Raw genomic sequence first — 26,724 nt, forward strand, 5'->3', positions numbered from 1 at the left:
AAATTTTATTTTCAATAGAAAAAAATCAGATTAATTTTTTAATCTGGTTTTTTTTTATGGTAAAACGTTGATCCTTTGATATAACATTAAACATATATCCCACACTGTTGATTTTAGTTCTGTTAAAAATATGATAAAGTCCCTGCACAAGGGGGTTCACGGCATATAGTTTGTTGCTTTCCGAACGTCAAACAATGTAGAAATAAAACTAATCTATGAAAAAGATTTTTTTAAGCCTGACACTTATTGCAGGTACTTTTGCTTTTGCGCAAAGCACATCCACTTCAACTGATGCAGCTGTTTCACCAACACCTTCTGCATCCAAAATCAAATTCGGTTTAAAAGCAGGACTTAATGTTTCCAATCTTTCAAATATGGATATGAAATCAAAAGCGGGATTTTATGGTGGTGTTTTTATGAATATTCCTGTCGCTAAAGATTTCTCTGTTCAGCCGGAAGTTTTGTACAGTGCTGCGGGAGCTAAAGAGAAAGGAGGCAGTAATGCAACGCTTGAAATAGAATATATTTCCATACCAGTAATGTTTCAATATAAAGTACTTCCTAAGCTTTATGTAGAAGCAGGACCTCAATTTAGCTTCTTAATGGATGCAAGATTAAAAGACAGTGAAGGAAGTTTACTCCTTAAAGATGCAACAAGAGGCTTTGATTTTGGAATCGGATTGGGAGCAGGTTATAATATTACCAAAAATATCGGCGTGAATGTAAGATATACTGCAGGGCTATCTGAAATTGTAAATAAAAGCCATAGATATCTGTATGGATATGACAGAACAGGATCTGTAAAGAATGGTGTATTCCAGATAGGAGTAAATTACAAATTCTAAAGCTTATTTAGCTTTTCTCGTTAAATTTTTATAATTAAAGTAAGGCCAGGCTCATTTTGAGCCTGGCTTTTTTATGCAAAAGAAAAAAAATAACAAATAGAATAAGCATAAATAGTAGATTAACAGCATATTTTAACTTTGGCACAACATTTGATTCTTAATGAAATGTTAAATAAAACTTAAAAACTATTAAAATATAAAACTTATGAAAAAGATTCTTTTAGGTCTTGCCTTAGTAGCAGGTACTTTTACTTTCGCTCAGAAGACTTCAACTTCTACTGCTTCATCTTCTCCAGTTAGATTTGGTGTAAAAGCAGGTCTTAATATCTCTACTATTTCTCACAGTGACTTAAATTCAAAAGCTGGATTTTATGGAGGTGTGTTTGCAAACATTCCGGTAGCACAAGACTTCTCTGTACAGCCAGAAGTATTATACAGTGGTTTGGGTGGTAAATATAAAGGTAACGGTGATCTAAAACTTAACACGGATTATATCGCAGTACCAGTAATGTTACAGTACAACCTTATTCCTAATTTATATGTAGAAGCAGGCCCTCAATTCGGTTTCCTTATCAGTGCTAAAGGAAAAGGTAACGGTGGATCTGTAGATATTAAAGACAATTTGAAAACTTTTGATTTCGGAATTGGTCTTGGAGCTGGATATTATTTCACACAAAATATCGGAGTAAACCTAAGATATACAGCAGGATTATCTGATGTCCCTAAAAACAACCCAGGTGATGCTTCTAGAAACGGAGTATTCCAGGTAGGTTTAGCTTATAAATTCTAAAATTTAGGTACGCTTTTAAAAGCAGACTTTCAAATCAATACAAAGCCGGATTAAATTTAATCCGGCTTTTTTATTGCGCTGATGTTTTTGGCAAGAAATTTGCCTATCAAGTAGTGATTGTACTCTATTTCGGAAATTTCCAACTTATGGTTTCTGTTTTTACAATAAAATAGGTATTGGTTCAATTGAATTTCAATACTCAAATCTAACTATTACCATTATAAACTTTTTAACGTAAACAGCATTGAGTTGGTCAACACATAGAATGCAAAGCATCATACAGAAGTGTATTTTGCTCAATAATTAGATACATTTTGATTTCAATAGAAAAAGTCAGGTTCATTAGTTTAAGCCTGACTTTTTCGCTTAATGCATGATTTTTATCACTTCTCTCCTGTGTGGCAGATATTTTGCCACGATGAAGAAAAATCAAGACTTTAAAATCATGAAAAAACTCTTTGTAGTAAAGCAGCGGCTAGCGGCTTTTTTACAATGCAATGATAAAGTAAGAAATAATGCACTTCAAATTGGAGTTGCTTATAAGTTTAAATAGAGATATTTATTATTTTCAAAATTGATACCGGACCATAAGTGGTTCGGTATTTTTATTGCAGGTCTTGAAAACAGTCCGGATACTATAAAAACTCCTCCTGTTTTTTAATTTTTTATCATTTCAATTATCTACATTAAAGCTTTCTGACTCTTCAACTCTTTTCATAAAATATTCAGTTTGGCAATATGTTTATTCATTAAAAAGGGATAAATGATTGAAAAAAAACTTTCTAAAAACCCTTTCAAAGCCCCTGTAAATAAGCATTTTTCAACTTTGGCAAGCAATTTGCAAAATACTTGGAGTCTGATTGAGAAATTATCCGACACACAAATAATAAAATTAAAAAATAAAATTATGAAGAAGTTATTTTTAGGATTAGCATTAACTGCTGGTACGTTAGCTTTTGCTCAAGAGACAGAAACAAAAACAGTAAATGCATCACCACTAAAAAACGATGTTCAACCTATTAGATTCGGGATCAAGGCAGGAGGAAACTCAGCTTATTTCAGCCAGCAGAAATTCGGAATCAATAGTCAGCAATTAGGTTTCCACGCAGGTGCATTTGTTAATATTCCAATTTCAAAACAATTCAGCTTCCAGCCAGAGGTATTATTCAACCAAATGGGGGCAAAAGATGTAATGTATTCTACAGAAACTGACAATGGAGTTACGAATGTAAAGACTAAAGTACAGAGCAGAGTAAACATGAATTACATTTCAGTACCATTAATGGTTCAGATGAGACCTATCAACAAGTTTTATATTGAAGCAGGACCTGAATTCAGTTATTTCCTTAATGGGAAGAATAAAGGAGAATCTACTGTAGCAAGTACTACTGGAGGTGTTACAACAACTACTTCAAGTTCTCACTCTACAGATATCGACAAAGATATGATCAACAAATTCAATTTCGGATTGGGTCTTGGTTTAGGATATGATATCACTTCCAACATCGGTGTAAGTGCAAGATACGTAAACAGCTTAACCAAAATTGACAAAAGCAGACCTGCCGCTGAAAACAACAACAGAGTATTTCAGTTAGGCCTGAATTATAAATTTTAATTAAACGAACCAATTTTTTAACCCTAAGTGCAGTTATCTGCACGCATAAAATAGCCGGAAGAGTTTCTTCCGGCTATTTATATTGATAGGTACAATATCTTTTAGTTATTCAAATATTCTCGGATCATCACTGATTACTCCGTCAATTCCCATATCCATTAATTCCTTCAATCTTTCTTTGTTATTTACGGTCCATGGAATTACTTTCATCCCTAATAAATGGCATTCCTTTACCAATTGGGGTGTTACAAGATTATGCTCAGGACTGTAAATAGAAGGGGTAAAACTCAGGAACTTCATATCTCCGGCTACTCCATTCAAATGATCAGGATACATTTTGAATTTTTCCACAGGAATATTTTTAAAATAAGACTGCTGCTGAGTCCGTTTTTTATCATCCACTTTTTCTACCAGTAAAGCGGTCATGATTTTAGGATATTCTTTGTGAAGGATTTCCAGGGTTCTGGGATCAAAAGACTGAATAATCACTCTATCCTGGATCTTCTTTTCTACAATAATCTTCATCATCAGATCAACAAATTCTTTCGGTTCCGGATGAAATATATTATCAGAGAAAGGACGCGTCTTGGTTTCTATATTATAAAAGGGCAATGGTCTCTTTAGTTCACGGGCATAAGCTTCACATGCATCTATAACCTCTGAAAAGAGAGGTTTCTGAGCCTTCATTTTCTTTTGATCAGGATAGTTATTAAGCTTTTTAAGGCCTACATCAAATGTTTTAATTTTTGCATAAGGCATTTCATAAATCTTATAATAAAAACCAGAATCTTTTGGAATATAGGTTCCATCCGGCTTTGTAACCAATTCCGGAGAAAGGAAAGCATCATGGGAAAGAATCACTTTTTTGTCCTTAGTGATAGCAAGATCCATTTCCAGTGTTGTTATATTCATTTTTAAGGCATTCTTCATTGCCGGGATGGTATTTTCCGGGTAAAGAGATTTTCCTCCGCGGTGTGCCTGTTTATCAAAAGATTGTGAAACGTAAAGTTGGGTAAATACCAGAAAAATACCGGTGAAAAATGCGTTTTTCATATCCTGAAGTTTTAATCAGATAAAATTAAAACTCTATTGTATATTGTATAATACAGGAATATTAAGCTTCTGCTACATTTATAGAACAAAAGAACCGGGTTTATAGCCCGGCTCTTCCTTTTTTATTATTTCAAAATAAGAGATTAATTGAATAAATCTACCTCTTCTCCTTTTTCTACAGGATATTCTTCAGTAAAACATCCGAAGCAGTGGTTTGCAGATCCTAAAATGTCTTTCAGGTTATCTATGCTTAAAAACTCTAAGGAATCTACTCCTAAATAATTTTTAAGTTCTTCTGTCGTCATATTGGCAGAGATCAGATCATCTTTAGAAGGAGTATCAATTCCCAGATAACATGGTGCAATGATTGGCGGAGAAACACTTCTGAAGTGAATTTCCTTTACTCCTGCATCTTTCAGAATCTTAACAAGTCTCTTAGAGGTTGTCCCTCGAACGATAGAGTCATCAATGATCACTACTCTTTTATCTTTCATTTCAGAAATGATCGGGTTCAGTTTAAGGTTCACTACCCTTTCTCTCATTTCCTGTGTAGGAACAATGAAACTTCTTCCGATATATCTGTTTTTAATCAAAACAGGACGGAAAGGGATTCCTGAAGCTTTAGAGAAACCAATGGCAGCAGGAACTCCGGAATCCGGAACTCCAATCACCAGATCAGCTTCTACAGGAGCCTGTTCCCAGATTTTCTCCCCAGATTTTTCTCTGATCTCGTATACATTGATGTTCTCTAAGGTAGAGTCAGGTCTTGCAAAATAGATATATTCAAAAGAACAGATTCTCTGCTTTCCTTTTGCTTCATCCATCATATAAGAATGAAGTTTTCCAGGCTCGTTTTCATTGGTATAAATGATCTCACCAGGAAGAATATCACGTACATATTGAGCTCCTACAGCATCCAGTGCCACAGATTCTGAAGCTACTACATAAGATCTTTCATCTATAGCTCCCAAAACCAATGGGCGGATTCCGTTGAAGTCTCTGAATGCAAAGAATTTATTTCTTGTCATTCCCACTACGGAATAAGCTCCTTCGATCTTTTCCATGGTTGCTTTAATAGCGCCGCGAAGACCTAAATCAAGGTTTTTCTGGATCAGTCTCAGGATCACCTCAGAATCGGATGTAGCTCTGAAAACTACGCCTTCAGCTTCTAATTCTTGTTTTAATTCTTTTGCATTGGTAAGGTTACCGTTGTGTGCTATAGAAAGTATAATCTGGTCATATTCGTTTTTTGCGAAAAATGGCTGGAAGTTATATTTCTTTTTATCTCCTGCAGTGGTATAACGGGTATGTCCAATTGCAGAATTTCCCATAAAAGTTTCAGGTTCCTGAATGTCTTTATAAACATCTAAAACCAGTCCTTCATCTTTCATGTTGGTAATTCTTCCATCTTTTAAAACGGAAATACCACAAGCTTCCTGGCCTCTGTGCTGTAATGCAAAAAGCCCGAACTGTGAAAGTGAGAAAGTATCCAGATCATTATCCGAATACAATCCGAAGATCCCACACTCTTCATTGGGAGCATCCAGTCTTTCCTCTTCCTGAGTTCTGAAAAGATTTCTTCCGTAAGTCTGGGTTTCAAACTGTTTTAAATATTCACTTTTATGAATGTCTAAACTTTTCATTTCTATTTTTTCTAATTGTAGATCTTAGAAGTCAGATTTCAGATCAAAAGCTAACTTCAAATTTTAATTTTGCTTTAAATAACAAAGTATTTTCAGCACCAACATCTGATATCTGAAATCTGGTATCTGAAATCTTATTTCTGTAAAAGATTTTTAAGACGATTGTAGATTTCAACATAAGCCTCAGTAACTTCTCCTAAGTCTCTTCTGAATCTGTCTTTATCTAATTTCTTCATGGTATCTTTATCCCAAAGTCTGCAGGTATCAGGAGAGATTTCATCTGCTAAGATGATTTCACCGTCTGAAGTTTTACCTAATTCGATTTTGAAATCTACAAGGATGATGTTGATCTTGTCAAACAGATCGATAAGGATTTCGTTGATGTCTGAAGTAAGCTCATACATTTCGTCAAGCTCTTCGTAAGTAGCAGCTCCTAAGAAAACAGCATGGTGATCATTGATAAGTGGATCTCCCAATTCGTCTTTTTTGTAGCAGATATCGAAGATGGTTACCGGAGATTTGATTCCTTCTTCCACTCCTAATCTTTGTGCCATACTTCCTGCAGAGTAGTTTCTTACCACCATCTCCAAAGGAATGATAGATACTTTTCTTACCAACTGCTCTCTTTCGTCCAATTGTTTGATGAAATGAGTTTTGATTCCTTTTTCATTTAAGTATTCAAAAATAAGGGTTGTGATGGCGTTGTTCATTTCCCCTTTAAGATCAACCTGACCTTTCTTTTGAGCGTTAAATGCTGTAGCATCGTCTTTGAAACGTACTACTACTTCATCAGGATTATCGGTTGCAAATACCTGTTTTGCTTTCCCCTCGTACAACATTTCTTTCTTTTGACTCATAATTTTACTTTCTAAATTGTAGTTAGATTTATTGATTTATTTTATAATTATTCCTGTTAAGACAGCCAGCCCAAAACTCAGCAGGGTACCAATTAGTACATATTCTGTAAGTTTTCTCTGTTTTGCCTGTGCAAGGTCGCTGAATCTGAAAACAGATTTGGCAGCCACCATGAAACCTACGCCTTCCCAGTGATTCACCATAATAAAAGTGAAAACCAGCAGACGTTCTAAAATTCCGATATATTTTCCGGCACTTGATAAAGATTCGGTTTGAATAGTGTTTGGGCCATCCGGAGCAGGTGTCCATGATGACAATAAGATTTTGATAAAAATAGATGCGGGTGTTGTCAGAAACAATGCGGCCATGATTATCTTCAAAAACTCCTGATTCTGCAAAAAGCTGAAGCTGAATTCCTGAAAATAAAAAGAAACTCCAGCAATCACCAGAACATGCAGCAGCTGATCAATGAAAAACCATCTTTTCTTAGTCTTTGCATTTTGAAATGTAAGCTTGGCGGCATCAATAATGAAGTGAGTGATCCCTACCAAAACAGCTACCCACCAAAGTTTCAGATCCCAAAGGAAAATAAAACTTAATACAGTGTGAATCAGAATGTGAAAGTATAAAAACTTACTTTTTAGTTTATAGTTTTCCTTATCTGCAACCCATGAATTTGGCTGAAGTATAAAATCTCCGAGTAGATGTGCCAATATGAGTCTGATAAAGATCATGCCTATAGTTCTGAGATTTTCTTTCTGAAATACTGGTTGGTTTCCACGATGAGCTCATAGTTAGCTCGTTTCAGTCTCTGGCTTACAGAAGACTGTGAAATAGCAAATCTTTTAGCAAGATCTTCCTGGGTGATATCCTGATTCATGATCATTTCATGAATAATCTCTGCCGTAGCCATAGTCCAGTTGTCAAAATCTTTGGATGACCATTTCAACAGGATATTAAGATCCCTATCCACCGGGTCACTGGATGTTTTGATGGCAACGGTATGTCCGTCATTTTTAAGGTCATTAAGCAGTCTTCCGGAATGTACATAAGCTGTACCATTGGATTCTGTGATTTTCTCAGAAGAGAAACTTTCTTCACCAATACCTATGGCCATCCTTACATCTAAATTTTCCTGACTTTTAATAAGAGATTTTATGGCTAGAAACCGCCAGAAAACGTCATCAATATTACATTTGAACTGGAACTCATCTCCTCTGTAGATTTCCCATGTGCCGGGAGCGCTTCCCCATCTTTCGAGAAGATTTTTAAGTCTGGTAATCCAAACTTCAGTGTCCGCATGCTGTGAATTTATAATATCACCGGTAATGACCGCTATCATACTGCAAATATAAGCATAATTACTTATAAATAAAAAATATAAGCAGAAACACTTATAGATATTGATTATTAGTGAATCTGCTTATATCGATTATATAGTAACCATAAGGTTTTTAAGCCTTTAACAAAAAATGTAAAATTATGAAAATGTAAAAAACTAATAAAAATTTCTTATTACGTTTACTTTAACTCTACATTTTCTTACCTTATTTTAAGTAAGAAGCTATTCCTGCTATCCGCTCATACTCCTCGCTCCCTCCTTTTCTCCCTTATGCTGTGGGGTAACCACTTCTATCAGGGCTAAACCTGTCATTGTGAGAGCAAAGCGAAAAAATAAACCTAACAGGTTTTTAAAACCTGTTAGGTTTGGCTGACAGTATTTAAATCTGATTTTATTTACTTTTTAATAAACTGATGCGCTTTCTCATCAAGCTTTAAGAAATACAATCCTGTAGGAATCCCCTGCACCGAAATACTTTTCTTATTTCTGAACGGATCTTTTTCTGTGTAGATCACCTTTCCTGAAAGATCTATGATCTGGGCTGTTTTTACCTTTTCCGTTTCTCCGTTTACATAAAGATTGTCATAAACCGGGTTTGGATATATTGTAAATTCATTATTGGCAGTAATCAGCTCTGCAGTAGATAGTGTGCCACCCAAATTCTGACAGTAATTAGCCGGATAAGACTCCCATTCACTGATATTGAATGTATCTGCAGGTTTATTGATGGTGTTTTTTCTATATAAAGAGATATTCCCGTTATTATTGGTAGTATATTTTATGCCGATCGCATCTATAGTAACCGTTTTATTGTAAGCAAGTTCCACGTAATTTTGTCCTGCAAACAGCATAGGATCAGAAGCCGTTACAAATCTTGCCTGATCATTGGTATAGCATGACAAAGTAGCTTTTGGATTCAAAATAACAAAAGTTTCATTATTACCAACTTTACCTTCCAGTTCATAGGTATCTCCACTGTAAATAGCTCCTGAAGAATTGTTTTTAAACTGAATATTAATTCTGTAATTATTTAAATTTACCTCATGTCCCGTTTTATTGACAATTTCAAGAGCGTTATTCTTAACGAAATCTGTATTGGTTCCTGATATGTATTTTGTAATCATAAGATCCGGAGCAAACAAATCCGAAGCAATTGTTGAAGCTGTAACCGTATTACTGAACGGAGATTCCAGATAGGCTTTATCAAAAGCTCTCACAGTAAAAGTATAAGTTGTTGACGGATTCAGGTGGTCTATGCTTATAGAAGTTCCCTTTGTAACAGCTACAGGTGTTGCGGAACCATTCATATAAACTCTGTATCCTAAAACATCGGTATCAGGAGAAGCCGCCCAGTTCAGATTAATAAAATAAGCGTTCTGCTGTGTTGAAACCAATGATCCGGGAGCTGCCGGCGCAACATTATCAGGAGTTTCAGACCAGATCAGATCAATCCATTCAGGATGATCAATAAATGGATTTCTGTTTTTTTGTATCGTATAAATAGTATTATTTCTGTCAATTTCTCTTTGCGACACAGGATCTGAGGCACTCCATTGTTTCAGCATGGCAACATATGGAAGATCAACGGCTCTTTCTTCAGTTCCGTCAAGCGGGCACTGATCTGTAGCCGGTGTTATATTGGCTGATGTAGTATAAGCTGTATTAAATGACCCAAGTTTCCCCTCATATCTCACTGCAAAATACAATAACGTCCTTGCAATATCGCCTTTAAATTCATTAATAGGTTCGTAAACTCTTCCGGTATAAGGATAATTTGGAATTGCAGCATTGGATATCCTCGAAGTATTGGTAAAAATATAATGATTTGTATTGTTTCCTATTCCATAAGGATAATTATTCCTTCGCTGGTTGATATAGGCATCAACAGGAATAATGAAGTTCAGATCCGAATACATAGGATAATCACTTATAGAAGAGCTTGTACTGAATGTACTTTGCGGCATCATATGCTCTCTGTTATAGCCCAAACCTTCTCCTCCTGCACCCGCGATCAACTGATCTGCCTTATATTCATAAGCATCCGGCCCCAAAGGCTTTTCCGAATAGATATCCAGCAGATATTGAGTATTGGAAGCATCATGATCATAATATTTATCAAGATCGGTCTGATTATAGAGCACCTTCAGATCATCATAATGCCAGTTAATCATTTTATCCGAAATAATATCGTGAAGTTTCGACTTCAGAGCATATCCCGTCAATCCAGCTGTTCCATCATAATATCCGGCAGGTGCCTGCGCAAAAATAAAAGAAGAAGCTAAAATGATAGGAAGTAAAATTTTTTTCATGCCTTAAAAATTGGGAACCAAAATAGTGAAATAAAAAACGTAAAAGAGTGAATATTTTATTAAGAAAACATTAATTCTGAAGATATAAAAAATTGAAAATTAAACGCATTACTGCTTAAATATTATGAATGAAATAATTTATTTTAGCATTCCATCAATTTGGTTATCTTTGGGCACTAACTATTATTATATGAATACAGAGACTATTGACAGCATCAAAATGATAGCGGAGACGGCTAGAGAATTTGCAGAAAAGAACATCAGACCGAACATTATGGAGTGGGATGAAAGCCAGACTTTTCCAAAAGACTTATTCCACCAGTTAGGTGAGATGGGTTTTATGGGAATTGTTGTTCCTGAGCAATATGGAGGTTCTGGTTTAGGTTATCATGAGTATGTTACTATTCTGGATGAAATTTCTCAGGTTGACCCATCTATTGGTCTTTCTGTAGCAGCACACAACTCACTTTGTACCAATCACATCTATGAATTTGGAAATGAAGAACAAAGACACAAATGGCTTCCTCAGTTAGCTTCCGGAAAAGTAATCGGAGCTTGGGGACTTACAGAGCACAATACAGGTTCAGATTCAGGAGGCATGTCTACTACCGCTGTAAAAGATGGTAACGAATGGGTTATCAACGGAGCTAAAAACTTTATCACTCACGCTATTTCAGGAGACATTGCTGTAGTAATGACAAGAACTGGAGAAATAGGTGCTAAGAATAACTCTACAGCTTTTGTTTTAGAAAAAGGAATGCCTGGGTTCACTTCCGGGAAAAAAGAAAATAAATTAGGAATGCGTGCTTCCGAAACAGCAGAATTAATTTTTGACAATGTTCGCGTACCGGATTCCCACCGTTTAGGAGAAGTAGGTGAAGGTTTCAAGCAGGCTATGAAAGTATTGGATGGAGGTAGAATTTCTATCGCTGCACTAAGCTTAGGTACTGCGAGAGGAGCTTACAAAGCTGCTTTGAAATATGCAAAAGAAAGACATCAATTCGGGAAGCCTATTGCAGATTTCCAGGCTATCAATTTTATGTTAGCAGATATGGCTACAGAAATTGATGCGGCTGAGCTTCTTATCCAAAGAGCTTCTACCCTGAAAAACGCAAAACAGAAAATGACAAAAGAAGGAGCTATGGCTAAGCTGTATGCTTCTGAAGCTTGTGTAAGAATTTCTAATAATGCAGTTCAGATTTTCGGAGGATACGGTTATACAAAAGACTTCCCTGCCGAAAAGTTCTATAGAGACTCTAAACTTTGTACCATAGGTGAAGGTACTTCTGAAATCCAAAGACTGGTAATTGGAAGAGATATTACAAAATAAATCTTTAAATCCCGATACAAATGATTAAACAGGCACTTTTAGGTGAATTTCTGCACGAAGCTGAAAACACCAGAAAAATTTTACAGGCAATCCCTGACAGCGCACTAGACTGGAAACCGTCTGAAAAAAACTGGACAACCGGTCAGCTGGCCTCTCACATTGCTGAAGTATACAATTGGTACGAATCCACTTTCAATCAGGATACTTTTGATATGGGTGCGTACAAGTATGACAAAGGAGATATTTCCAAAGCGGAAAATATCCTGGCAAAATTTGAAGAAAATGTTGCCAATGCCCAGAAAGTTCTTGAAAACTCGGATGAAAACACTTATTTTAATGAGTGGAAAATGGAAATGAACGGAAATGTACTTTTCCCGCCATCTCCAAGAATCCAGGTAGTAAGAGGTTTTCTTTATAATCATTTGTACCATCACAGAGGTGAACTGGTTGTTTATTTAAGATCAACCGGGAACAAAGTCCCTGGGCTTTACGGTCCTACTGCTGATGATAAATTCTAATTAAGGATTATATAAATTATAGTAAGCTGTTTCATTTTGAAACAGCTTTTTTTGTAAACAGAATGTAGGGTGTGTGGAAACATTTGTTAAAATTCAATTTACTAATATTATCCATACATAATTCAATAATTAATAAATTTTATTGTCTCATTTTAATAAATTAATAAAAAAATACACTTATTTCATTTTTTTTTAAATTAAAATTCATTTTGTCACTTTCACTTTTCTTTTATTAATAAGCTTTTTCAATTATATTTAATGTGATGCATAATATTTTAAAGCAACATTCTAAATTTCCCTTAAAAAATTTTGTTTTTCATAATATATTTTTCATTAGCTTTGATATTCCACAATCAAATTTAGTATTTAATATGAAAAAACAATTAACGCTGATTGGAATGCTCCTTATCTCGGGTATTTCTTTCGCACAGACTGACCGTCTTTGGTCTGAAGGTTCCAGAAAAACTTCATCAGAGGTTTTTGAAAACAAAACCGGCATCAGCAATCCTAAGGTTTACAACCTGGATATCAACGGATTGAAAAATGCTTTGGCAAGAGCTCCCAAAAGACTGGCTGTAGGCGAAAAATCAGAACTCATCATCTCTTTTCCAAATTCTGAAGGCAGAATGGAAAATTTTAAAGTGAGGGAGAATTCCAATTTTGCCCCTGAACTGGCAGCAAAATATCCGGATATCAAATCCTACGTAGGACAAGGTCTGGATGATCCTAATTCAACAGTCTATTTCAGCGTTTCTCCGCTTGGACTGTCATCAATGGAAATCTACGGTGATAAATCTGCCGTCTTCATTGAACCCTACACCAAAGATCTTTCCACTTATGTAGTGTACAGAAAATCTGACAAAAAAGATGATCTTAACAAGTTTGAATGTACAGTAGTAGATGCTGCACAGAAAGGAGTTTCCAACTCTGCTCTTGCGGCAAGACCTAACGCTGATGATGCCAAACTAAGAACATTCAGACTGGCTTTATCCTGTACCGGAGAATACACTACTTATTTCGGAGGTACAAAAGCCCAGGCTTTAGCTGCAATGAACACCACAATGACCCGTGTAAACGGTGTTTTTGAAAAAGATTTCGCAGCAAGAATGGTTCTGATCGCCAATAACGATGCTGTAATCTACACCAATGCTTCTACGGACCCTTATTCTGCAGCTTCAGGAATGAGCAGCTGGAATTCCCAGTTACAAAGCACTTTAACTTCTGTAATTGGTGAGGCCAACTATGATATCGGACACTTATTCGGTGCTTCAGGAGGTGGTGGAAATGCGGGTTGTATCGGCTGTATCTGTACAAACGGTTCAAAAGGAAGCGGATACACTTCTCCGGCAGATGCTATTCCATCAGGAGACAACTTCGATATCGACTACGTGGCTCACGAAATGGGACACCAATTTGGTGGAAACCACACATTCTCTATGAACAACGAAGGAACAGGTGCCAATATGGAACCGGGTTCAGGATCAACAATTATGGGATATGCAGGAATTACCAGTCAGGATATCCAACCTCATTCTGATGCATTCTTCCATGCAATAAGCATTCAGCAGATCACAAATAATATCAAAGCTAAAACCTGCTCTGTCAATACCAATACAGGAAATTCAATTCCTACAGCGAGTGCAGGCTTAGATTATACCATTCCAAAAGGAACTCCATTTGTCCTGACAGGTACAGGAACGGATGCTGACGGAGATTCTTTAACCTATATCTGGGAACAGATGGACAATGCTTCTTCTTCTCAGACAGGAGCAAGTTCAGCTGCCAGCGCAACAAAAGCTTCAGGGCCTAACTTCAGATCATGGGTTCCAACAACCTCTCCTGCAAGATATTTCCCAAGAATGGCTTCTATATTAACAGGCGCAACTACTACAGCAGGTTCTGAGATCACAGTAGAAGCACTTTCTTCAGTAGCCAGAACATTAAACTTCAGATTTACCGTTCGTGATAACAAAGCAGGAGGTTCAGGAAATAATTCTGACGATGCTGTAATCACTGTTAACGGAACTGCCGGACCATTTAATATAACCTCACAGAATTCAGCCACAACGTATGCCGGAGGAAGCTCTCAAACGGTTACATGGAACGTGGCAGGAACTACAGCTAATGGTGTAAATGCAGCCAATGTAGATATCCTTTGGTCAACAGACAGTGGAAATACATGGACTACCCTATTGACAGGAACTCCGAATGACGGTTCACAGGCAGTAACTATCCCTAATTCTACTACCACTACAGGAAGAATTATGGTAAAAGGATCCAATCACATTTTCTTTGATGTAAACAATGCCAACATCTCTGTAAATGCAGGTTCCGGAACTCCTGACACCGTTGCTCCTACAGCACCAACTCTTGCTGCTTCAGGAACTACCGCTACAACAACCAACCTTTCATGGTCAGGTGCTACAGACAATGTAGGCGTTACCGGATATGATGTATATCAGGGTGCTTCATTAATAGGTTCTACGGCTTCTACTACCTATACTGTAACAGGACTTACTCCATCAACAACGTATTCCTTCTCTGTTAAAGCAAAAGATGCAGCAGGAAATGCTTCTGTATCCAGCAACACAGTAAGCGTTACGACTCTTGCAGGAGGAACTGTTTCATATTGCTCTTCTTCAGCATCTAATACAGCTGATGAAAGAATCGGAAATGTAACATTTGGATCTATTAACAATACTTCTACAGGAACAGCTGGTTATGAAAACTTCACTTCAGTTTCTACCAATGTAACAAGAGGAAGTGCTTATACCATCTCTATTACTCCGGTTTGGACATCTACAAAATACAGCGAAGCATATGCTGTTTATATTGATTACAACGGTGATGGAGACTTTACAGATAGTGGAGAACTGGCATGGACAAAAGCTGGTTCTACAACAACTCCTGTTACAGGATCTATCACAATTCCATCTACAGCAACTGTTGGATCTACAAGAATGAGAGTAATGATGAAATACAGCTCAATCCCTACTTCATCATGTGAAGCTTTCACTTATGGCCAGGTTGAGGATTACACTCTTAATATCGTTTCTTCAGGAAAAGGAGATCTTCAGAATACAAAAGATCTGATTACAGATATTAAGCTTTATCCAAACCCAGTTAGAGATATCCTTTATGTTTCCAATACAACTTCAGAAGAATATAAAATCTTCGATATGGGTGGAAAACTAATTGACTCAGGAAAACTTCAAAGAGGCTCTGTGAATGTAAGCAATCTAATTAAAGGTGCTTATATGATTCAAATTGGAGAATCTTCCAAGAGATTTATTAAAAACTAATCTCTTTAAAATTAAACGATGTGAAAAAGCTGCCCTTTACGGGGCAGTTTTATTTTTTTTAAAATGTAAAATATCACATCAAATACATTTATTATTGTAATTAATTTCATAAAAATATTTTATTTAAAATAAAATAACTGGTATTTGAGTTTTTTGATTTAAATTTATCGCACAATAATATTCTTTTATTGTACCGTTTACCCAGTTTGTATTTAAGGGAGCTCCGGAGCCGTTTTTGAACGTCTGATGCAGTTGCTTCTTTCGACCCTATTTTGGCAGAATTGATCTTTTAACAATTTGACGCCAGAAAACTTTTATTAAATTAAATTCTGATCATTATTTTTTATTGGCCGGAAAAACATTAATACTATTCATATCAGTATATCCATTTAAGATTTTTGTAAAGAATGATGTTTCAAAAAGGTAGCCCCTTCTAATACCTCTTATTTTTAAAATAATTTAAAAAATTTTATATGAAACATTTATTTAAGTACATCTTTTTTTTAACTATTGCTTCGTTCTCGGTTTCCTGTAGCTCAGACAATGATGATGTAATAGACATCAATCCCGATGTCACCACGGTATTCTACAAAAACGCTGATGAACTGGCAGTAACTTATGATACGAACAACAGCGTAAGTCAATCCATCAGAAATCAGGCATACGATCTTTACAAACGAGGAAAATGGAGCGAGTTGGAATCGCTTTTTAAGGCCAATAATTTAAATGGTGGATGGCCGCCTGCCAACGGAGGCTACAATATCGTTGATGATGTTGCTTTACAGGTTGGGCAGAAATTTGACAGATACAGCGGAGCTGTAGGCAGTTACAACGGTACAGGTGTTCCTACTTTGGGAGGAAGTTTTACAAGTCCTATCATCAACGGATATACCTATACATTTACCCAAAGAGCATTAAACCAACCTGAAGACAAGTACGATTTCTATTATGAGATTGATGTTCTGAATAATTCAATGCAGTTTAAAACACAAACAGCAGATATCATTCCATGGTTCAGCCAGGCGGGTAAAGGAAAGCAAACAATGTGGAAAATTCCGATTGATATCAACACAGGCTATCAGAAAACATGGAATAAACTGGCAGAAGAAGGCTACATAAAAGTTACCATCAAGAAAAGTCCAAGCGGAAAATATCCTAACTTAGTAGGCACAGTTATTCAGCCATAAACCTATTCAGATGTATTCAATATCAAAAAAAATAAACATTACTAAAAAAGCTTCTGTTACAAAAAGCACATTCCTGAACGATGAGGCTCTTCCAGCAGCCATAACCACTTTTACCTGCTGTAATTGCGGTCATGAAAATACAGTTGAAATAATACCCTACGAATCAGGATTTCCAATTTTCCAGGTGTACAATGAAGACAAAGTTGTATCCAAAGATGAGTTATTAAAACACGGAATCGTCAACGGAACTTCTCAAAGAATGCTTCATTTCGGAGAACTGACCGTTAATGATCTTCCTACTTTATACTTTGGGACAGATTGTTCTTCCTGCCATTCAAAATATATCTGCGTATTCAGCTATGGTGAAAAACAACCGGGATTGATGATATTGAGCATCTCAGGCATCTGGAAATATGAAGAATTAAAATAATTGAATAGAATTAAAACACTTCAAAACAAACCACAATTTTTAAATTGTGGTTTGTAATTTTTATAGATTCAATTTTGTTCACAGATAGCCTTTAGATTTATAAAAGGATTTTAATTTTCAAAACATGATTAAATATATCATTCTACTTTAAACACAAACATCTGTGAAAATGATATCATAATTCTTCTCACCTCTTTATTCATACATTTCCTTCTGTACATTTCACATTTTACAAATCCTTTTCTATCTTTGTGGGAAATAAAAAAATTCATGGATAAAATTGATAGTCTGAACCAAGTAGCAGAATTCCATACTACTTTCAAAGCCCCTATTTTAGATACCCCACAAATTCCTTCTCCGGAAAGATGTAATCTGAGAGTAGAACTTTTACAGGAAGAATTGAACGAACTGAAGCAGGCCATTGCAGATAATAATATTGTAGAAATTGCAGATGCATTATGTGATCTTCAGTATGTTTTGAGTGGTGCTGTGCTGGAATTCGGACTTGGCAGCAAATTTGTAGAGCTATTCAACGAAGTTCAGCGTTCCAATATGTCGAAGGCGTGTGATAATGAAGAGCAGGCAAAGGAAACAGTTGAATTCTACAAAGAGAAGGAAGTAGAATCTTTTTATGAAAAGTCAGGAGAAAAATTTAACGTTTACAGACAGGCAGATCATAAAGTATTAAAAAACAAATACTACTCTCCTGCTGATTTAAAATCAATTATCGAGAAATAATATGAAAAAATTTATTACCAATATTGTTGCCTTTTCAAGTTTGTTTTTAGCTGCACAACAGCTTAGCGCTCAAAAAGTAGTAGTAAACCGTGAGGTTGAAACTCAGAAAGACGGCAAAATGCTTTTGGGAAACCAACTGAAAGAGCAGTTTTTAAAAGCTCCTTATGCAGATTGGTATGTAAAGGAACATGATGAATATGCCCTTGACCAAAAAGCAGTCAGTGAATTAAAAAAAGGAAAAATCGGTACCTATGACATGATTGTTTTCATGGGAACATGGTGTGAAGACAGCCACAGAGATTTTCCAAGACTGATGAAAATATTGGAAGCCGTAAACTATCCGGAAAATAAATTAAATATTATTGCTGTAAACCGTAAGAAAGAATCTCCTACCGGGGATGAAAGTCTTTATAATCTTCAGAAAGTCCCTACCATTATCCTGAAAAGATATGGAAAAGAGATTGGAAGAATTGTAGAAATGCCTACTACAGGCTATATTGAAAGAGATCTGGTTGAAATCCTTAAAAAGAACGATTCCTCTGTTATTAAAGAAATTTTTAAATAGATTTTGAGAAATTATAGAACAACCTTATCCTTTGCAGCCGGTGCCGGCGCTATGGTGCTTCTGTTTTTTGGTCTGAAGTCTTGTCTGAATTTGGGAACTAAAACTGAACAGTCGGATTATTATATCCTGACCAATCAGATTTCCAAAATGAATAAGATGGTGGTGATGGAACAGAACACGTCCAGTATGCAGAAAACCAAAATGGGTTATGAAGTATTCGGGAAAGAAGTTTCCAGCAACAGCATTATTACGTATACAAAGACCAATGCACAGGTTTCTTATGATCTTAATAAAATGAAGATCGAAGTAGATTCCATCAACAAAAAACTGATTATAACAGAACTTCCTGATGCTGAGATCAGAATTACACCGAGTGTTGAGATTCAATCTTTAGATGATTCTTTCATTAACAGAATTTCGGAAAAAGATATTAAGAATGTCACAGCAAAAGCTAAAGAAACGGCAGAAAAATCAATTGATCAGAACCAGTTGAGAAATGAGGGCCGCAAACAGCTGATGGAAAACCTGAATAATGTTTTCGTTCTGGCAAAGGCTTTAAATTACACGATTGAGGATAAAACCGGGAAAATTGGTATTCTGGGACTTTAGAATAAAATTCCTGTTTGGCAAACCCTTTGAATGATACTATCCATATTCTTGAAATTTAAAATTTAAAGTCATGGATAAAAAAGAAAAAACCAACAAGAAAGAATCTGCTAATGCTGCAGAAACCAAACAGCAAAATCAGGATTTTCAGAATATTCCTGCAGCATCGAAAAAAACCAATCCACCTGATATTGATAAAGAAGATATTCAGAAATCGTCAAAAAACAAATCAGGAAAAACGGATAATACAAAGAAATAAAAAGCTATAAGGCTTCTTTATAATTGAAAAGTTCCGTCTCATACGAGGCGGAACTTTTCTTTCTAACTATCTAACTGAACTTTTTGTTTCTATACAATGGTCGATTTTCCAATCCTGATATTTTCAAAATTGTAATATGACTTCTCGGAATATCTGATATGGTCGGCAATAAAGCTTCCCACTTCACTTGTTGAGTAATACTGTTTGGTATTAAGATCAATCGTAACATATTTGTTTTCAATAGCATGTTCTACAGACTGTCTTAATTTATCTGCTGCAGCCTGCAGATTAAGGTGGTCAAGCATCATGGCCACACTTAAAATAGAAGCAACAGGATTGGCAATTCCTTTCCCTTTTGCCTGTGGATAAGACCCATGAATAGGCTCAAATAATGCATTCTTCTCTCCTACTGAAGCAGATGGTAATAATCCGATAGATCCTCCAATCACACTGGCTTCATCAGAAATAATATCACCAAACATATTTTCAGTTAAGATAACATCAAAATGTTTAGGATTAAGAATCAGCTGCATAGCCGCATTGTCTACAAACATATAATCAAGCTGTACATCAGGATATTCCGGTGCAATTTCCTGGCACGTCTTTCTCCACAATCTTGAAGTATCCAGTACATTCGCTTTATCAATAAGAGTAAGTTTTTTCTTTCTTTTCTGAGCTTCCTGAAATGCCATATGCGCAATTGGAATAATATCTTCACGACTGTATTTGCAGACATCATAAGCATACGCACCATCGGGATCTGTGAATTTTTCACCGAAATAGATTCCGCTTACCAGTTCTCTGAAAATCTGGATATCAGCTCCTTCAATAATTTCTCTTTTGAGCGGACTTTTATCAATTAAAGAAGCATAAGTTTTCAAAGGACGAATATTTGCAAACAACCCAAGTTCTTTGCGAAGTTTCAGCAGCCCTTGTTCCGGTCTTACTTTTGCTTCAGGATTATTATCAAAAACCGGATCACCAATAGCTCCGAAAAGTACGGCATCAGATTCTTTACAGATTTTCAAAGTCTCTTCAGGCAAAGGATTCCCTGTTTTGAAAATAGCTTCTGCCCCAATCAATCCATAGTCAAAATGGAATTTACATTGAAAAGCTTCGGCAATAACATCTAATATTTTAATACTTTCAGCTATGATTTCCGGGCCAATCCCATCTCCGGGAAGAACTGCGATTTTAAAATAATTGTTGCTCATTTGCTTTTTGTGTCTTTAGTTCAAAATTTGTGATTGTCTGTTTTCTGCTGATTAAAAAATCAATATCGTCATAGCCATTTAGCAGACATATTTTTTTATAAGAATCAATCTCAAAAGTCTCCGTGGTATCTTTAAAGCTTACAGATTGTAATTCCACATCAATAGCGATTTCATTATCAGGATTTTCATTGATTCCTTCTAAAATTTCTTTTAAAAATTCTTCAGAAACTTTTACAGGAAGAAGTCCGTTATTCAGAGCATTTCCTTTAAAAATATCAGCAAAATAACTGGAAATAATTACTTTAAATCCATAATCTGTTAAAGACCAGGCTGCATGTTCACGGCTGCTTCCACAACCGAAATTATTTCCTGCCACCAAAATCTGGCCACTGAATTTAGGATTGTTTAAAACAAAATCAGGATTAGGTTCTCCTGTCTGGATATTGAATCTCCAATCTCTGAACAGATTTTCTCCGAACCCTTTTCTGTCTATACTTTTCAGGAATCTTGCCGGAATAATCTGGTCTGTATCTATATTTTCTGCCGGCAATGGAACTGCACGGGATTTTAAAACAACTAATTTTTGCATGTACTCTTAATCTGTTTAGTTTAAACTTTCAAAAGCTGAGATCTTACCTTCTATTGCTGCTTTTGCTGCGGTAAGCGGGCTGGCAAGAATCGTCCTTGAACCCTGTCCCTGTCTACCTTCAAAGTTTCTGTTGGAAGTGGAAACACAATACGCTCCTTCCGGAATTTTATCATCATTCATGGCCAGGCACGCTGAACATCCTGGCTGACGGATCTGGAATCCTGCATCACTGAATATTTTATCCAATCCTTCCTCATAAATCTGTTTAACAACCTGTTGAGATCCGGGAACAATCAGAGCTTGTACGGCTTCCGATTTGTTCTTCCCTTTAATATACTGAGCTGCAGAACGGAAATCCTCTATTCTTGCATTGGTACAGCTTCCTATGAAAACATAATTAACATTGATACTGTTAACGGTCTGCCCTGCTTCCAATCCCATATACTGTAACGCTTTCTCTTCCGATTCATTCTGCGGAGCCGGAATAACTTCACGGATTGAAATCCCCATTCCAGGGTTGGTACCGTAAGTAATCATTGGGTAGATATCTGAAGCATCAAAGCTGAGTTCTTCATCAAAAACTGCTCCTTCATCTGTTTTCAGAGTTTTCCAATAGGCTACTTTTTCATTCCAATCTTCTCCTTCCGGAGCAAATTTTCTTCCCTGTACGTATTCAAAAGTGGTTTCATCCGGAGCAATCATACCGCCTCTGGCACCCATTTCAATACTCATGTTGCAGACTGTCATCCTTCCTTCCATTGACATTTCTTCAAATACATTTCCTGCATATTCACAGAAGTATCCTGTTCCTCCGTCGGTTCCTATTTTTGAAATGATATAAAGAATCACATCTTTAGGCTGAACATTTTCATTCAATTCGCCATTGACTGTAATTCTCATTGATTTTGGCTTGTTAAGCAATAAGCATTGGCTGGCAAATACCTGAGCCACCTGACTGGTTCCAATTCCAAAGGCAATAGATCCAAATGCTCCATGCGTAGATGTATGGCTGTCACCACACACAATACTCATTCCCGGCTGGGTAATTCCTAATTCCGGAGCGATGATATGAACGATTCCCTGATATTGGTGTCCTAATCCGAAAAGCTCAATATTGTTTTTCTTACAGTTTTCTGTAAGCTGTTCTACCTGATTTCTTGAAAGAGCATCTTTAATGGGCTGTTCCTGATGTAAAGTAGGTACATTGTGATCCGCAGTGGCTACAATCTGTTCCGGTCTGAATATTTCCAGGTTTCTGGATTCCAGTTCTGCAAAAGCCTGAGGGCTGGTTACCTCATGAATAAGATGTTTGTCTATATAAATAATCTGAGGTCCGTCAGGAATGGTTTCTACCACGTGAGCGTCCCATACTTTATCAAAAAGTGTTTTTTTACTGTTGTCCATTTTTACTTTTATCTTGATTTTAAAATCAAACCTATCCTATTTTTCTACTGAAAGAATCCATCATCATGTTCAGATCATCGTTACCTATTTCTTTTTTAAGGTCTGCGATCTTCAAAAACTCCTGATATAAATAATCAAGCTCATTTTTGGTAACCTCGTAACCGATATGCTTGAAACGATAAGCCAATGCTGAACGGCCGCTTCTGGCTGTAAGAATAATTGAAGAAGCATTTACTCCTACTTCTGCAGGATCTATAATTTCATAAGTTTCCCTGTTTTTGATTACGCCATCCTGATGAATTCCTGAGCTGTGAGCAAAAGCATTGGCTCCTACAATAGCTTTATTGGGCTGTACAGACATTCCCATCAGATCTGAAACCATTGTACTCATTTCATTCAGCATTCTGGAATTCACATTGGTATGCAGATTCAGATCTTTGTGCTGTTTCAGGATCATGACGACTTCTTCTAAAGCCGTATTACCAGCTCTTTCTCCCAATCCATTGATGGTGCATTCAATCTGACGGGCTCCATTAATCGCTCCGGCAATAGAATTGGCAGTAGCCAGTCCAAGATCATTGTGGCAATGACATGAAAGCACTGCTTTTTCAATTCCTTTTACGTTTTCCCTCAGATACTTTATTTTCTGTCCATATTCTTCCGGCAGGCAATATCCTGTTGTATCAGGAATATTCAGAACAGTAGCCCCTGCTTTGATAACTGCCTCACAAACCTGCGCCAGGTATTCATTGTCTGTTCTCCCTGCATCTTCAGCATAAAATTCTACGTCTTCCACATAAATTTTGGCATACCTTACGGCCTCCACAGCTCTTTCAATAATATCTTCTCTTGTTGAGTTGAATTTATATTTAATGTGAGAATCGGAAGTTCCGATTCCGGTGTGTATTCTTGGTCTCTTTGCATACTTCAGTGCTTCCGCTGCGGTATCAATATCTTTTTTATTCGCTCTTGTGAGTCCGCATACTTTAGCTTTTCTCACAAGTTTTGAAATTTCTGAAACAGATTCAAAATCTCCCGGACTGGAAATTGGGAATCCCGCTTCAATGATATCAATCCCTAGCTCATCAAGTCTTTCAGCTATAATCAGTTTTTGTTCCGTATTCAGTTTACATCCCGGAACCTGCTCCCCATCTCTTAGTGTTGTATCAAAAATTTCAATTTTTTCGGAATCCATAAGTGAAGTTTTTTACTTAATTTTGGTTCAAAACTACGGGTTGCAATATTTTTCCATTTTCACTTTTTTTGAAAATTACAATATTCAACAGTTGAAAAAACAATCGTATTCATTTATTAATCAGTGTTTTAATTTATAAAAATTTACAATGGCAGAATTGCAGAAAGATTTTTTGTTTGTATTGGTAAAGTCATTGACCACCTCTGAAAAACGACAGTTTAAATTATATGTCAACCGTCTCGGAATTAATGTAGATGCCAAATTTCTGCTGCTCTTTTCCGAAATGGATAAGATGAAAGAATATGATGAAAGTATAATTATTGAGAAAAAAATCTCTACCAAACAGCAACTTTCCAACCTTAAAGCCCATCTTTACAAACAGATCCTCGTAAGTCTTCGTATGAACCCGAGCCATCAGAACTATAGAATTCAGCTTCGTGAACAGTTGGATTTTGCCAATATTCTGTATCAGAAAGGACTTTACAAGCAGGCTCTGAAGATATTGGACAAAACCAAGCAGTCTGCATTGGAACTGGATGAAAAAAGTATTGCATCTGAAATCATAGATCTTGAAAAAGTAATTGAATCACAATTCATTACCCGAAGTATTGAAGGCCGCGCTGAAGAGCTTATTAAGCAATCTCAAGAGATCAGCAAACAGAACCGTTATACCACCAAACTGTCTAATCTTTCTCTGAAATTATACAGCGAAATGCTTACCCACGGCTATGTAAAAAATGATGCAGACCGTCAGGAAGTAATGGATGTTTTTAATGCCCAGATTAAAAATATAAACCCTGAGAAGTTAAACTTCACGGAAAAACTTTGGTATTATAAAGCTCATGTCTGGAAGAACCAGCTTTTGCAGGATTATAAATACACTTTGAAATATGCTTATCAATGGGTTGATCTTTTTCATAAAAAGCCTGAAATGATTTACAGCCACCCGGTTTGGTATATCAAAGGGAATACTTATCTATTGAAGATCCTGTTTTTATATGGCAATATTGATATTCTGGAGGAGCATTTCGCGAATTTTAATAAAATGGTACATGCTGAGAATTTTATCCAGAATGAAAATCTTCAGTCTCTTATTTTCCTTACCCATTACAATACGCTGATGAATATCCACTTTGTAAAAGGCGAATTTTTCACAGGAACCAAGCTTATTCCTGAAGTGGAATTAAAAATGGAAAAACTCAGAGAAAGAATTGATGAACATCATTTTATGATTCTCTATCTGAAAATGGCTGCCATGTTCTTTGGCAGTAAAATGTTTGACAAATCGATTGAATATTCTATGAGAGTCATAGAATCTAGAGGAAACGTACAGGAAGATCTGCTTTTCCATACCAGAATTCTAATCTTAATGGCAAAATATGAATCAGGTAATGATGAAGATTATGATGAATTTATTGCTTCTACTTTAAAGTTTGCTAAAAAAATGAAAAAGCCGGAAGAATTCCACTTTGAGAGTATTCAGTTTTTTAAGAATCTTAATAATCAAGTTTTGGATCAAAGGCAGAAAGCGTTTGAAAGTTTTGATAAAAAACTGGAAGCGTTTTCTAAAAATGAATATTACAGACGGTCATTATTTTATATTGATATCCATGGATGGATCAAATCTAAAGTCCAGAACGTGGACGTGATTGAGATCATCAAGCAGAAAGTCAAGTATAAAAGAAAACATTAAATAAAATTACATAAAATTCATTATTACAATAAATTACACTATTTTATTTAATGTAAAATTAAACATTGAAAATCGTTGGTTGAAAAAAATAATCTCTCGCAGATTGAGCAAATTAAGCAGATCTTTTTAAGTGCATCTTTGAAATCAGCTGAATCTGCGAGAGAATAAAATGATCTTAAATTCTGCTTTATTTATACATACTCTCTATAAAATGTAATGCATTTTTATGACTGATTTTTTCTACCAGTTCGGATGAAAAGCGTTTTTCAATTTCTTTATTGATTGCATTAAAAGCAGATGCGTCATCATATCCTTCAAAGAAAATTGGATAACGGGATTTATCGGGATGGTTTTTCCAAAAATAAAAATCTGCACCATAAGCAATAGCATCTTCACCTCCTAAATCAAGACCGTATTGAATATGTTCATATAATACCTCTGCATTTCTCTCATCAATACAATTACGGATAAAATTGAGGCCTATTAATCCTTTTCTTTTAATAACTTCTTTTGCCAGTTCATCTGGAAGGTTCCTCTTTTTGTCATGTACTTGTCTATAGTTAGAATGACTTGCCAAAATAGGAATCCTGTAGTTTCTTTGATCTATATAATTCAGAATTCCATAGGCAAGCTGATCACTGGTATGCGCCAGATCAATAGCAATATTTTTTTCTGAAATATAATCAAGCAGAACTTTTCCATCATCTTTAAGTCCTACCTCAGAATAGTTTCCTCCTCCAAAGCGGTTCTCAGTATGATGGGTTATTCCCAGGTAAAGAATTCGCTGTGTTTTTTCAATGATAGCTTCCAGATTTTTAAAACCGGATTCCAGGGTATCATTTTCGCCACAAAAGCCGGATGCATTTTCAATAGAAGCAATAACTCCTACTTTATCTGTGTTCTCAGAGTTTTTATAATTTTCACCATCAAATAGGAAAAAATTTTCATTCTGTAGGAAATCTGAGAATATTTCGCTCTGTCTTGCTCCATAAACAGTACTATTATCCCCTGTTGCAGAGTATATAGCCATAACCTGAAGTTTTACATTTCCCTCTTTTAAATAAGGAAGTGAACAGCCAAGCTCTTTGTCATCAATTAATGAGCCCGGTTCTAATAAATAGCACAATAAATCGCAATGCAGATCAACATTTATCGTATTCATATTGAAGTGTAATTTGTTTGTTTTTAAAGAGTTTTAAAAGGAAAACGAGTCTTAATAATAAGGAAATACATACCCGGAAA

24 protein-coding genes are annotated in these 26,724 nt (G+C 35.9%); 13 read left to right on the forward strand and 11 right to left on the reverse strand.

Annotation, left to right across the window (positions count from 1 at the left end; all coding sequences use genetic code 11):
- Positions 1–215: 215 nt before the first annotated feature.
- The 3 genes from OL225_RS08695 to OL225_RS08705 all read left to right on the forward strand — a co-directional run bounded on the left by OL225_RS08695 (position 216) and on the right by OL225_RS08705 (position 3,250).
- Complete coding sequence (locus OL225_RS08695) at positions 216–845, forward strand: porin family protein (RefSeq protein ID WP_047374919.1); 630 nt, start codon at positions 216–218, stop codon at positions 843–845.
- 205 nt (positions 846–1,050) lie between these two features.
- Positions 1,051–1,635 (forward strand): porin family protein, encoded by a 585-nt coding sequence (locus OL225_RS08700; protein ID WP_047374921.1) that lies wholly within the window; start codon positions 1,051–1,053, stop codon positions 1,633–1,635.
- A gap of 907 nt (positions 1,636–2,542) precedes the next feature.
- On the forward strand, positions 2,543–3,250 hold the full coding sequence (locus OL225_RS08705; protein ID WP_264517981.1) for a porin family protein: 708 nt from the start codon (positions 2,543–2,545) through the stop codon (positions 3,248–3,250).
- A 105-nt stretch (positions 3,251–3,355) separates the two neighbouring features.
- On the opposite strand, the gene OL225_RS08710 is transcribed toward OL225_RS08705, so the two are convergent.
- From OL225_RS08710 to OL225_RS08735, 6 genes are all read right to left on the reverse strand, one after another.
- Complete coding sequence (locus tag OL225_RS08710; protein WP_264517982.1) at positions 3,356–4,303, reverse strand: glycerophosphodiester phosphodiesterase family protein; 948 nt, start codon at positions 4,301–4,303, stop codon at positions 3,356–3,358.
- 143 nt (positions 4,304–4,446) lie between these two features.
- The gene (gene purF, locus OL225_RS08715; protein WP_047374927.1) at positions 4,447–5,946 is read right to left on the reverse strand and encodes an amidophosphoribosyltransferase; all 1,500 of its coding nucleotides are present in this window, start codon (positions 5,944–5,946) and stop codon (positions 4,447–4,449) included.
- A gap of 134 nt (positions 5,947–6,080) precedes the next feature.
- Complete coding sequence (gene purC, locus OL225_RS08720) at positions 6,081–6,803, reverse strand: phosphoribosylaminoimidazolesuccinocarboxamide synthase (RefSeq protein WP_027372243.1); 723 nt, start codon at positions 6,801–6,803, stop codon at positions 6,081–6,083.
- Between the two features lie 36 nt (positions 6,804–6,839).
- Entirely contained in the window at positions 6,840–7,535 is a 696-nt protein-coding gene (locus tag OL225_RS08725; RefSeq protein ID WP_264517983.1) for a DUF3307 domain-containing protein, read from the reverse strand.
- A gap of 2 nt (positions 7,536–7,537) precedes the next feature.
- Positions 7,538–8,143 carry a SatD family protein gene (locus OL225_RS08730; RefSeq protein WP_264517984.1) on the reverse strand — a complete coding sequence of 202 codons (606 nt, stop codon included), beginning with the start codon at positions 8,141–8,143 and terminating at the stop codon, positions 7,538–7,540.
- Between the two features lie 395 nt (positions 8,144–8,538).
- Positions 8,539–10,452, reverse strand: coding sequence for an endonuclease (locus OL225_RS08735; protein ID WP_264517985.1), 1,914 nt, complete (start codon positions 10,450–10,452; stop codon positions 8,539–8,541).
- Between the two features lie 190 nt (positions 10,453–10,642).
- Between OL225_RS08735 and OL225_RS08740 the strand changes: the two genes are divergently transcribed.
- The 9 genes from OL225_RS08740 to OL225_RS08780 all read left to right on the forward strand — a co-directional run bounded on the left by OL225_RS08740 (position 10,643) and on the right by OL225_RS08780 (position 19,387).
- The gene (locus tag OL225_RS08740; protein WP_264517986.1) at positions 10,643–11,782 is read left to right on the forward strand and encodes an acyl-CoA dehydrogenase family protein; all 1,140 of its coding nucleotides are present in this window, start codon (positions 10,643–10,645) and stop codon (positions 11,780–11,782) included.
- A gap of 20 nt (positions 11,783–11,802) precedes the next feature.
- Positions 11,803–12,300 carry a DinB family protein gene (locus OL225_RS08745; protein ID WP_077417525.1) on the forward strand — a complete coding sequence of 166 codons (498 nt, stop codon included), beginning with the start codon at positions 11,803–11,805 and terminating at the stop codon, positions 12,298–12,300.
- 371 nt (positions 12,301–12,671) lie between these two features.
- Positions 12,672–15,602, forward strand: a complete 2,931-nt coding sequence (locus OL225_RS08750) for a reprolysin-like metallopeptidase (RefSeq protein ID WP_264517987.1) — start codon at positions 12,672–12,674, stop codon at positions 15,600–15,602.
- 473 nt (positions 15,603–16,075) lie between these two features.
- Entirely contained in the window at positions 16,076–16,789 is a 714-nt protein-coding gene (locus tag OL225_RS08755; RefSeq protein ID WP_047374942.1) for a glycohydrolase toxin TNT-related protein, read from the forward strand.
- Between the two features lie 10 nt (positions 16,790–16,799).
- Positions 16,800–17,219, forward strand: a complete 420-nt coding sequence (locus tag OL225_RS08760) for a hypothetical protein (protein ID WP_047374944.1) — start codon at positions 16,800–16,802, stop codon at positions 17,217–17,219.
- Between the two features lie 270 nt (positions 17,220–17,489).
- On the forward strand, positions 17,490–17,957 hold the full coding sequence (locus OL225_RS08765) for a nucleoside triphosphate pyrophosphohydrolase family protein (protein ID WP_047374946.1): 468 nt from the start codon (positions 17,490–17,492) through the stop codon (positions 17,955–17,957).
- Between the two features lies 1 nt (position 17,958).
- Positions 17,959–18,522 (forward strand): TlpA family protein disulfide reductase, encoded by a 564-nt coding sequence (locus tag OL225_RS08770; protein WP_047374949.1) that lies wholly within the window; start codon positions 17,959–17,961, stop codon positions 18,520–18,522.
- Positions 18,523–18,525: 3 nt separating this feature from the next.
- Positions 18,526–19,131 carry a DUF4230 domain-containing protein gene (locus OL225_RS08775; RefSeq protein ID WP_413541847.1) on the forward strand — a complete coding sequence of 202 codons (606 nt, stop codon included), beginning with the start codon at positions 18,526–18,528 and terminating at the stop codon, positions 19,129–19,131.
- A gap of 70 nt (positions 19,132–19,201) precedes the next feature.
- Positions 19,202–19,387, forward strand: a complete 186-nt coding sequence (locus OL225_RS08780; protein WP_264517988.1) for a hypothetical protein — start codon at positions 19,202–19,204, stop codon at positions 19,385–19,387.
- A gap of 89 nt (positions 19,388–19,476) precedes the next feature.
- Here the strand turns inward: OL225_RS08780 and leuB are convergent, their stop codons facing one another.
- The 4 genes from leuB to OL225_RS08800 are packed head-to-tail and all read right to left on the reverse strand — an operon-like array spanning position 19,477 to position 23,789.
- Complete coding sequence (leuB, locus tag OL225_RS08785; protein WP_264517989.1) at positions 19,477–20,601, reverse strand: 3-isopropylmalate dehydrogenase; 1,125 nt, start codon at positions 20,599–20,601, stop codon at positions 19,477–19,479.
- Entirely contained in the window at positions 20,582–21,190 is a 609-nt protein-coding gene (gene leuD, locus OL225_RS08790) for a 3-isopropylmalate dehydratase small subunit (RefSeq protein WP_264517990.1), read from the reverse strand. The genes leuB and leuD overlap by 20 nt, the downstream gene beginning before the upstream one ends.
- Positions 21,191–21,205: 15 nt before the next feature.
- On the reverse strand, positions 21,206–22,594 hold the full coding sequence (gene leuC, locus OL225_RS08795; protein ID WP_264517991.1) for a 3-isopropylmalate dehydratase large subunit: 1,389 nt from the start codon (positions 22,592–22,594) through the stop codon (positions 21,206–21,208).
- A 31-nt stretch (positions 22,595–22,625) separates the two neighbouring features.
- Positions 22,626–23,789 (reverse strand): 2-isopropylmalate synthase, encoded by a 1,164-nt coding sequence (locus tag OL225_RS08800; protein ID WP_081995431.1) that lies wholly within the window; start codon positions 23,787–23,789, stop codon positions 22,626–22,628.
- Positions 23,790–23,937: 148 nt separating this feature from the next.
- Between OL225_RS08800 and OL225_RS08805 the strand changes: the two genes are divergently transcribed.
- Positions 23,938–25,482 (forward strand): hypothetical protein, encoded by a 1,545-nt coding sequence (locus OL225_RS08805; protein WP_264517992.1) that lies wholly within the window; start codon positions 23,938–23,940, stop codon positions 25,480–25,482.
- Positions 25,483–25,669: 187 nt separating this feature from the next.
- On the opposite strand, the gene OL225_RS08810 is transcribed toward OL225_RS08805, so the two are convergent.
- Entirely contained in the window at positions 25,670–26,644 is a 975-nt protein-coding gene (locus tag OL225_RS08810) for a dipeptidase (RefSeq protein ID WP_264517993.1), read from the reverse strand.
- Positions 26,645–26,724: the final 80 nt, after the last annotated feature.

Origin of the sequence: Chryseobacterium viscerum (assembly GCF_025949665.1) — a bacterium.
GTDB lineage: Bacteria > Bacteroidota > Bacteroidia > Flavobacteriales > Weeksellaceae > Chryseobacterium > Chryseobacterium viscerum_A.